The organism is Elusimicrobiota bacterium (genome assembly GCA_016182905.1).
Lineage (GTDB): Bacteria > Elusimicrobiota > Elusimicrobia > UBA1565 > UBA9628 > GWA2-66-18.
In genome coordinates this window covers 1-9,726 of the sequence record JACPFR010000003.1, presented here as the reverse complement: position 1 = coordinate 9,726, position 9,726 = coordinate 1, and the positions used below count along the sequence as shown (strand labels likewise).

General features: G+C 64.9%; 10 protein-coding genes. 2 read left to right on the top strand and 8 right to left on the bottom strand.

From position 1 onward, the window contains the following. Positions 1-142: 142 nt before the first annotated feature. From HYV14_00330 to HYV14_00300, 7 genes are all read right to left on the bottom strand, one after another. Positions 143-871: a hypothetical protein gene (locus tag HYV14_00330; GenBank protein MBI2384437.1), complete on the bottom strand. Its 729-nt coding sequence runs from the start codon at positions 869-871 to the stop codon at positions 143-145. Positions 872-1,284: 413 nt separating this feature from the next. Further along, complete coding sequence (locus HYV14_00325; protein MBI2384436.1) at positions 1,285-1,887, bottom strand: hypothetical protein; 603 nt, start codon at positions 1,885-1,887, stop codon at positions 1,285-1,287. Beyond that, on the bottom strand, positions 1,868-2,113 hold the full coding sequence (locus HYV14_00320; protein ID MBI2384435.1) for a helix-turn-helix domain-containing protein: 246 nt from the start codon (positions 2,111-2,113) through the stop codon (positions 1,868-1,870). Before HYV14_00320 ends, HYV14_00325 begins: the two co-directional genes overlap by 20 nt. A 52-nt stretch (positions 2,114-2,165) precedes the next feature. Then, entirely contained in the window at positions 2,166-4,583 is a 2,418-nt protein-coding gene (gene tadA, locus HYV14_00315; GenBank protein ID MBI2384434.1) for a Flp pilus assembly complex ATPase component TadA, read from the bottom strand. After that, on the bottom strand, positions 4,580-5,272 hold the full coding sequence (locus HYV14_00310; GenBank protein MBI2384433.1) for a response regulator: 693 nt from the start codon (positions 5,270-5,272) through the stop codon (positions 4,580-4,582). The genes tadA and HYV14_00310 overlap by 4 nt, the downstream gene beginning before the upstream one ends. Further along, the gene (gene glgC / locus HYV14_00305; protein ID MBI2384432.1) at positions 5,269-6,513 is read right to left on the bottom strand and encodes a glucose-1-phosphate adenylyltransferase; all 1,245 of its coding nucleotides are present in this window, start codon (positions 6,511-6,513) and stop codon (positions 5,269-5,271) included. Before glgC ends, HYV14_00310 begins: the two co-directional genes overlap by 4 nt. Further along, positions 6,497-7,513 carry an efflux RND transporter periplasmic adaptor subunit gene (locus tag HYV14_00300; GenBank protein ID MBI2384431.1) on the bottom strand — a complete coding sequence of 339 codons (1,017 nt, stop codon included), beginning with the start codon at positions 7,511-7,513 and terminating at the stop codon, positions 6,497-6,499. The genes glgC and HYV14_00300 overlap by 17 nt, the downstream gene beginning before the upstream one ends. A gap of 165 nt (positions 7,514-7,678) precedes the next feature. Between HYV14_00300 and HYV14_00295 the strand changes: the two genes are divergently transcribed. Continuing rightward, the gene (locus tag HYV14_00295; protein MBI2384430.1) at positions 7,679-8,146 is read left to right on the top strand and encodes a hypothetical protein; all 468 of its coding nucleotides are present in this window, start codon (positions 7,679-7,681) and stop codon (positions 8,144-8,146) included. Between the two features lie 190 nt (positions 8,147-8,336). Next, the gene (locus tag HYV14_00290) at positions 8,337-8,576 is read left to right on the top strand and encodes a CopG family transcriptional regulator (protein ID MBI2384429.1); all 240 of its coding nucleotides are present in this window, start codon (positions 8,337-8,339) and stop codon (positions 8,574-8,576) included. Between the two features lie 412 nt (positions 8,577-8,988). On the opposite strand, the gene HYV14_00285 is transcribed toward HYV14_00290, so the two are convergent. Continuing rightward, positions 8,989-9,330 carry a VOC family protein gene (locus HYV14_00285; GenBank protein ID MBI2384428.1) on the bottom strand — a complete coding sequence of 114 codons (342 nt, stop codon included), beginning with the start codon at positions 9,328-9,330 and terminating at the stop codon, positions 8,989-8,991. Between the last annotated feature and the right edge of the window lie 396 nt (positions 9,331-9,726).

Below are 9,726 nucleotides of genomic sequence, written 5' to 3'. Positions count from 1 at the left end.
GAGCCAGAGCCGCCTTCCGCGCGGAATATTGGGAGTAAAGAAAAGGTAGCGAGGGTCGGCCCCCGAAAGGGGGCGCGCGCGGCCGCGCTAGGCGGGTCGGTCCGCCGGCCGCTCCACCTCGCACAGTTGCGAGGTCCTACGATCACGGATGGGGGGCGAAATGCGAGTACACCGGTCGCCCCCGGAACACCACGCGTGAGCTCGATGCTTTTCGATAAAACTTTAGGCGCGCCGCAAAGCGCCCTTCTGAGCCGTCGAGTCTGAAGTAGCCGATGCCGAAAGACGTGCCTCCGTAGCGGTAACTCTCTTTTGCGATCTTCTGGCAGGTCCGGAGCAAGGAGAGAGCTTCGCGCTCATCCTTGCACGGCTGGAATGGTGACAATCGCAGGATTCCCAAAGCTTCATTGGCGATGTAGTTGCCGACGCCCGAGTGCTGGCCGTGATTCAGCAGCCATGTTACGCGCGGCTTCGAGTCGAAGCCGTGGAGGCTGCTCTTCAGCGCGCGCCGAAGAACGGATATCGGGGACAGGAAGAAGCGTCTAATTGGGGAGAAGCCTCCCAACGCTACTCCACGAGCCGGCGCAGAGGTCGTCATGCGCGAGAATCGCCGGAAGTCCAGAAAAAAACATCGCCGATCGCCCCAGGCTAAGGTCGCGAAGTGATGCGGCCTATATCGCTCAGGGACGGCCTGAACTTGGAATCTGCCAGTCATGCCTAGGCGCACAGTAACGGCGTTGGCACCTGCTGCAAAGATCAGATGTTTACCACGGGACTCTATTCGGATTCGATGACCAACCATCGCCATAAGCACACGCTGGACGCCGGTCGGGATTATCTTTTTGCGCACCTTCGGGATGCCGTGAAACTTCACGCTGATAAATCACAAACAGATGGTCTTCGACTCTTTATCCCCATTACCTCCAGCGCTGGCGGTAATGGGGATAAGTTCAGCCGTTTTGTCCCGCGCCAGCTTATCTGGGGTCGATTTATTAAAGTAGAACGGACGCAACGGCGGCCCAAAACAGGACCTGATGGAAGACGAATCCGAGCTGCACGACTCAGCGCGGCTCGGCGTCCTTGTTTCTCCCCTCGCCAAAGCGGATAACATAGGCTTGATGCGCGTTCCGCGGCTCGAGGGGCTCGAACCCAAGCAGCGGCGCTTTTGTCGGCGAGGACGGAGCGAGCGAGGGACACGCCAAATCGAGCTTCCCGCTCCCACAGAATAGCGCAGTGCGCTGTTCTGCCGCCGCAGTCGTTGACGCGGCGGACATGAGGACGATAAAACTAAGCTTCGATCCCTTCATAGCGCCGGCCCGCGTAGGCGCGAAAGGCCGCGAGCTGGACGAGGATGAGCACGGCCAGAACCGGGAAGCAGGCGGGCGCGAGCAGGTAGCCGCCGGCGCTGACGCCGCGGGGAGCGGGGTCTTGCTCCTCGAGCGGCGCGCCGAAGGGATTGAGATGCCTCGCCGAAGAAAAGCCCAGGCCGGCCGACAGCGCGCCTTTTTTCGTCTCCTTGCTCTCCGGATCATAGACGACGCGGACCGTCGTCAAGCTCAGCACGAGCATGATGGATTGAAGGGCGAGGCTCAGCAGCAGGGCGGAGCGCGCCGCCTCGCCGGTGACCGTCCGTTCGCGCTCGTCTCCTTCGCGCAGGCCGCACAGCCGGGCCATCGCGACCTCGCGCCGCTCCCGGTCGAGAAGCCAGGTCACCGGCCAGACGGGAGCGCACAGGATCCAGGCGAAGGAGACGCTGTTGAGGACGTCGCGCCAAGCGCCTTGCGGCGAGCCCGCGAGCAGCTCGAGCGCGGCGTCGACGAGTACGATGGGCCAGCCCCAGGCGGCGAAGGTCAGGACGGCCTTGTGCAGGTTATGGGCGATCTTTTTCATTTTGTTCCCTCTCCACTATGAAGACTTCCTCGACCGTGCGGCCGAAGCGGCGGGCGAGGAGCAGGCCCAGTTCCAGCGAAGGCAGGTATTCGCCGCGCTCGACGCAGTTGATAGTGACGCGCGTGACGCCGACGTCGGCGGCGAGCTGTTCTTGGGTGATGGACTCCTCGGCGCGCAGGACGCGCAGACGGTTGGAGACCTTGAGGCGGGGCTGTTTAGGGCTCATTGGTAAAGTACTCTTTACTAAGTGTAAAGAATACTTTACATATTGTCAAGACCTAAAATTTTTTATTGCGGTCCAGCGCGCGGCGGACGCGGGCTACGATCACGTCCTTCGAGACGGGTTTCTTTATATAGTCCTCGGCCCCGAGCGCGAGCGCCTGGGCCTCGCCCTCCTCCTCGGCCGTGAAGAAGATCACGGGCGTGTCGATCCTCTTCTGCGCCTTCATCTCCATCAGCTTGAGCCCGTCGAGGTTCGGCATGTTGACGTCGGAGAGTATGAGGTCGAAGGTCCCCGCGGCCAGGAGGGCGAGCGCCTCGACGCCGTCGGCGGCGGTCGCGACGGCGTAGCCCTGGTTCTCGAGCACGCGCTGGATCAGCCCGCGCGTGTCGGCGTCGTCCTCGGCGACGAGTATTTTTGCCGTTGCCTTTCCGGCGTCCATGATGATGGCGGGCTTCGATCGCGGCTTCGGCGCGATCGCCGGCGCGGGCGCCGTGCCGACGGGCTGAGTCGCGCCTCCCATGCCGGACTTCGGGGCTTTGCGGTATTCCGACTCCTCCAGCAGAACGTTCTCGTAGACGTTACGGGCGTCGAAGATCAGGGCGCGGACCTTCTCGACGGCATGGTCGGTGATCAGGATGTCCCCGCGCTGGCGGGCGAAGTCCCGGATCTGGGAGATCGGGACGTCGCGGCGGATCATGTCGGATATCTCGGGGTAGAACTTCACGATCTCGTAGATCCCCTCGCGTCCGAAGAAGCCCGTGCCGCCGCACTTGAGGCAGCCGGCGGGGCGCGCGATCAGGGCCGGGATGTCGTCCGTGAACGGCGCGAACCAGGCGCGTTCCTCGTCCGTCGCCGGCCCGGTCGTCTTGCAGTGCGGGCACAGGCGCTTGAGCAGCTTTTGGGCGATCACGCCCAGGATGCTGTCGGCCATCGCCCCGCGCGTGATCCCGATGCGCTCGAGGCGGAAGATCGCCGTCGTCGCGTTCGTCGTATGGACGGAGCTGATCGTCAGGTGGCCGGTGCTCGAGAAGTCGATCGCCATCTTCGCGGAGAAGGGATCGCGCATCTCGCCCAGGAACAGGATGTCGGGGTCCTGGCGCAGCGACGACTTCAGCAGGGCCTCGAAGGTGAGGCCCGCCTTCTCGTCGACCTGCTGCTGGTTGGCGCTGGGGATGCGGTACTCGACGGGGTCCTCGACGGAGATCAGGCTGCGCTTCCTGCAGTCGATGTGCTGGAGCAGGCTGTAGATCGTCGTCGTCTTCCCCGAGCCCGTCGGCCCGGCGATGACGATCAGGCCGTGGTTGCGGTGGGCGAAGTCCACCATGTGCTTGACCTGCTGAGGGGACATCCCGAGCTCCTCGAGCGGCTTCGCCTTGGCCCAGGGCTCGAGCAGGCGCAGGATCAGGCTCTCTCCGGCCGGCGTGCAGGTCGTGGCCAGGCGCAGGATGAAGGCGCGGCCGTCGATCTCGATCTCCATCGACCCGTCCTGGGGCTTGCGCCGCTCGGCGATGTCGAGGCGGCCCTGGGCCTTGAAGCGGGTGATCAGCTGCAGCCCCGTTTTGGTCTTCAGCCGGTAGACCTCGCGCATGTCGCCGTCGATGCGGAAGCGCACGACGGTCGCGTCGCTCTTCGGCTCGATGTGGATGTCGCTGGCGCGCTCGTAGACGGCGCTGTCGAGTATGTTGGCCGCGATCTCCGCGATGGACACCTCCTCGAGATCCGAGCCCAGCCGGGACCTGAGCCGGTCCTTGTCGGGCCGCTTGAGCAGCATCGCGATGTTCGCCGGGTCGGTGACCAGGACGCGGACCGCGGCGCCCTCGGCGTAGCGGCCGAGCAGGCCGAGGAGCTCGCGGTTGAAAGGATCGCCCAAGACGAAGGCGGGCCCCCGGGCGTCCTCGATCGCGATCACCTGGTTCTTGCGGCAGAAAGGGGCGGGCAGGACCCCGAGCCGGATCGTCTCGGGGTTGATGTTCGCGAGATACGGGAGCCCCGCCGACGCGGCGGCGAGCTGGACGGTCGCGAACCGCGGACGCTCCGCGTCCGGCGCCCAGGCCGCGGCGACGAGGCCCTCCTTCAGGCCGTCCCAGCGGCCCTTGGTCCGGGCGTGCTTGGCGACGGCCCCGAGCAGGGCCTTCTTGTCGAGGGGCTTGGTGAGGAAGCCCACGGCTCCCGCCGCCAGCGCCTTCGCCTTGTCCTGCGCGGTGTCCAGCGCGGTCAGGAAGATGACGGGGATCAGGGCCAGCTCCGGGTCGGCCTGGAGCCGGGCGCAGAACTCGTGGCCCGTCGTGCCCGGCATCATCACGTCGGTCAGGATCAGGTCGGGGCGGCCGGTCTCCAGCCATTCGAGCGCCGACCCGCCGTCCGGGAAGGGGCGCACGTCGTAGCCGCCGTTGACGAGGATGCGCTCGATCAGCATCCGCATGCTGTCGTCGTCCTCGACGCTCAGGATCAACGGCTTGCGTTCTTCGCTCACGGGTAGACCACGCTCACCTTCTCGAGATAGAGGCTGATCGCCTCGAGACGCGCCTGCACTCCCGCCGCGTCGGCGGACTTCGCCGCGGCTTCGACGCGGCGGCTCTCCTCGCTCAGGGGCTGGAACCCGAAGCTCGCGCCCGCGCCCGTGAGCTTGTGGCTCGCGGCGGCGATCGCCGGGAAATCCCCGCGCTCGAGGGCCTGCTTCATCGCCGCGGTCTCGCGCCGGCAGTTGTCGAGGAACGTCGGGATGAGGTCGGCGAACTCGGGGTCGGCCGTCACGAGGATGCGGCCGGCGGCGGCCGGCGCCCGCGCGTCGCCGAGCTCGCGCGCGACGACGGCCAGGAGCTCCTCGCGCCCGAACGGCTTGCGGATCGTCGCGGTGAACCCCGCCTCGAGGCATCTGCGCAGGTCGGCGGGCTCCGTGTTCGCGGTGAGGGCGAGCATGGGGACCGGGGCGCGCTTCTCGCCTTTCTCCCATTCGCGCATGCGCGCGACCGCCGAAAGGCCGTCCATCACCGGCATCTGGATGTCCATGACCACCGCTTCGTAGCTCCCGGCGAGGAACATCTCCACCGCGGTCCGCCCCTCTTCGGCGAGGTCCACCCGGTAGCCGCCCCTCGTCAGGCACAGCCGCAGCAGCGCCCGGAGGGCCGGGGTGTCGTCGACGGCGAGTATGCGGGCGCTCAACGCGGGACGGTCGTGCCGCGGGGCACGATGACGATGCCGCTGGGGTCGACGAAGTAGCGCTTCGCGTCCTCCTCGGCGTTGAAGCCGAGCTTGAGCTTGGCCGGGATCTCGTTGAAGCGATCCACGATCACGCGCTTGAGGTGGGATTCGGACCGGACCTTGCAGAAGTCCATGATGATCGAGTCCTCGATCACCGCCCCGTCGTGGATGTGCACGCCGCGCCCGATGATCGAGTTCTTGATCGTCGCGTTGCGCACGAAGCAGCCGTCGCTGATGATGCAGTTCGTCAGCTTGCCGTCGAGCACCTTGGCGGGCGGCCCGTCGTAGCGGCCCGAGTGGATGAACCAGCGGCGGTTGTTGAGATTGAGGCGCGGCCGCGCCCCCAGGATGTCCATGTTGGACTGGTAGAACGCCCCGAGCGTCCCGACGTCGCGCCAGTACGCCTGCTCCTCGTACGCCTTGAGCCCGGGCAGGACGTTGGTCGAGAAGTCGTAGGCGTACAATTTATGGCTTTTCAGGATGGCCGGGAGGACGTTCTTGCCGAAGTCGAGGTCGCTCTCGTCCTTGTGGTGGTTCTTGAGCAGGTCCACGAGGACGTCCTTCGTGAAGACGTAGTTGCCCATCGACGCCAGCGCGTGGGTCGAGCTGCCGGGCATCGGGTCGGCCGCGAGGGGCTTTTCGATGAACTCCATGACCCGGCCGCTCTTGTCGGTCTCCACGATGCCGAAGGACGGCACGCTCTTGAGGGGGACCGGTATCGTCGAGATCGTGACGTCGGCGCCCTTCTCGACGTGCCGCTGGATCATCTGGCCGACGTCCATGCGGTAGACGTGGTCGGCGCCGAAGACCACGACGAGGTCGGGGTCGAAGTCGTGGATCAGGTTCAGGTTCTGGCGGACCGCGTCCGCGGTCCCCCGGTACCACATCGTGCCGAGGCGCATCTGCGGGGGCACGACGGTGATGAAGTGCTCGCGCGTGAGGCCGGCGGTCCGCCAGTTGGAGCGCAGGTGCTCGATGAGGCTCTGCGACATGTACTGCACCAGGACGTAGATCGAGAGCATGCCCGAGTTGACGAGGTTCGAGAGCACGAAGTCCACGATGCGGTACTTGCCGCCGAACGGCACGGCGGGCTTGGAGCGCTCGTGGGTCAGGGGATGCAGGCGCTCGCCCTTGCCTCCGGCCAGGACGATCGCGAGCACGCGCCGCGTCGGCGCGATGTTGGGCTTATTGGGGCTCGGCATACGGATCCTCCCCGTAATCGGTGTCGTCCTCGATCACCGTGGCGTGCTTGCTCTTCTTCTTCCCGTTCGGGGCCGCGGGCCCGAGCGCCGGCGCCTCGGGCTCCTCGACGCCCTGCTGGGCGCGCGCGCGCCGCTTAAGGGCCTCGAGGTCGGCCTCCTGCTTGTGGCGCGCCGCTCCGTGGAGCTGGGCGTCGTCGAGCACGAGGACGTCGCGCTTCTCCTCGACGCCGGCCGTGATCTGGGTCAGCCCCTGCGTCGTGATCCCGGTGGAGACGCGGACCGGGAGGTAGGTGACGCCGCCCTCCCTGATCAGGGCGTCGGTCGGGACGAAGAGCACGTCCTTCTTCGACAGCGGGACGATCTCTCCTTCCCACGCGGTCCCGGGGTTGAAGTAGCGGTCGGGCGACATGACCAAGGTGAAGGTCGCGCCCGGCGTGACCTTCTCCCCTTGGATGTCGAGGATGAACTTGGTCACGCGGCCGCGCAGGCGCCGCTTCGGGTCGTCGGCCGGCCAGAACACCAAGTCCTGGCCGTCGCGGATCCAGGCGGCGTCCTCGGGGCGCACGCGCGCGACGAGCTTGAGCGACCCGGCGGCCTCGAACATCACCGACTCGGGCTTCACCCACGTCTTCGCCTTCAGGAAGTTCTTCAGGATGAAGCAGGTGTCGGGGCAGCGCGCGGCCGTCGGCCGGTACACCCGCTGCCAGCGGTCCTCGAGGATGTCCACGTTCTGCGAGCCCTTGGAGTCGAGCATCGCCGCGAGCTCCTTGTGCGCGAGGAACGCCAGCGGCTGGTCGGCGCCGCGCCAGACGTAGGTCGAGGTCAGCACGCTCTCGACGCGGCCCTCGATCGTCGCCTTGATGCGGAAGATGTCGTCCGGGATGACGGTCCCCGTGACCTTGACCTTGATCTCGAGGTTGCCGCGCTTGACCTTCGACGGCGTCGCCGCGCCCGCGTGGACGGCGAGCAGGACGAGCGCGGCGGCGAAAAGGGCCCTCATGGGGGGAAGGTTAGCAAATTGGTCCACGTCGGAATTGTAAGGGGAAAATCGCGGGGGCGCAATGGATTAACTATTGATGATCACTATTCCCGGGAACAGTGATTATCGATAGTTTTTCGACTGTTCCTGGAAACAGTCGGGCGATCCCTGTGCTAGAATCGGTCCATGAAACCGATCCTGCTCGTCGTGCTGCTGGCCGCCGCCGCGCCCCTTCACGCCGTGGAATTCGAGGCCTCCATCGACCAGGGCATGGCCATCGCCCGGGCCGCCGCCGCCGACGCCGAGGACATGGCCCTGGCCGCCCTCTACCAGCGCCTGTTCGTCCTTCAGGACAAGCGCCGGGAGGTCGAGCTGCGCGCCGACGAGGCCGAGCTGGCCCTCGACGACCTCGCGCTCGCCTACCACAAGTACGACGACCGCATGACCAAGGAGCTCCTCAAGGAGATCGCGGTCGACCCCGAGCACCGGGACTACCCGAACATCACCGAGAAGGACAAGCTCCAGATCATGGCCTGGGTGCGGGAGAAGATCCGCTCCCAGAAGCTGGGCGCCCTCGAGCTCAAGCGCGTCGCGCGCGACGCCGAGGAAGTCAAGGCGCTGATCGCCGAGAACCTGGCCCGCCGCAAGCCCTAGAAGTCGAGGGCTTTGCGCGCGGCACGGTTCTATCGCGGCCGGAGGGGCTCGCGCGGGGTTTTGGTCAACCTTTGGTAGCCACGCGCAGGGAACAATTCGGGGCCCTCGATCGTATGTTAAGGGGAGGGCCTTGACGGAACCCGGGAGTCCCGTTAGAATATATATGAATACAAACGAACGCAATCACATCATGCCCAAAACGGTGACTCTTCGTCTCGACGACGCGACCTACGCCTTCTTCCGCGACTGCGCCCAGGCCGACAACCGCACGCTCTCGAACATGATCGAGACGGCGGCGAAACGCCATCTGGAGGGCGCATATGTCGATGAGGAAGAGGAGCGGGGGATCCTGCGCGACGCGCCGCTCATGCGGCGCATCCGCGCGGGCACGCGCGACGCGAAAGCCCGTCGCGGCCGCATGATTGGCTGACTACCGCGTCTTCGAAACGGCCGCCTTCCTCGAGGATCTCGCGGGCGCTCCCGCCTCCCGGCGCGCTCGTCTCGCCGGCAAGCTGAGCGGTTATGTTTACCCGTATCTTAGACGCGCGCCCCGGGATCATCCGCAGGCGAGGCTTCTTCGCGGATATCTGCCCGAGACCTGGCGCTGGCGCATGGGCGATTGGCGGGCATTCTATCAGGTCGACGACGGGAGCCGGACCGTTATGATGGTCGCGCTGGCGCTCAGGCGGGATGCTTACCGGAAATGAGGCGGCAATCTGGGCGTCCACAAGCCGGCGCAAAACTGTTGTTGACAACAGTTTTTACCGGAATTCTCGTGGATAGAGTGGATAACTATCGCCAGGCGCCGCGCTCAATCCTTTACGACGCTGAATACCTCTGAATTAGTTTTTCTTTTCATGCAATATGATGGAGTTGCCGTCAGGATCGGCGATGACGGCCATCCAGCAGACAGGCGATTCGATGTCGTCATTGAGTATTTTCACGCCCGCCTTGCGCAGGCGGGCGAGTTCGTTGTCGAGGTCGTCAACTTCAAAGGCGATGTTTGCGGCCGACTGCGGATCGGGTAGCGCAGTTGTAATGGCGAAGGCGCCATTGCCTAAATGGTATTCGTGCCAGCGGTCGCCAATAACCGCAGGCTTGAGATGAAGCTTCTTCTCGTAAAAATTACGGGCGCGGGCCATATCTTTGACGGAGTACATTGTGAAGGCAATGTGCTTTATCATTTGAAACTCCTCGAGGTTCGCTTTGAGACATAACGCAGAGGCTGACCAGCGGCGGCTACATCAGTCCAGCCAAACGAGGCCGCCGTCTGGTCAAGCCAATGGTTCGACCGAGGACAGGTGCCAACGCCGCCGTTTTCCGTTCTTGGCTTCCAACGAGGCCCAACCGCTCCAATCCTCATTTCGAAAAACTCCCGTTAGTACTCCGCCGTTTGCCGTTCAAACTTTATGCCTTTGCCGTAACTGAGCTTCTGCGGTCGAACGCGTGATTGTGTTGGTCGGTATAGCGCCGGAATGAATACTGGCTATAGGTGGCAGTGTAGTGCGAAAATCAGGATAAATCCAGCTTGTGGATGAATATTCGCCGGTGATATGCCGCGGGTGGGGGCGGCATAGCGC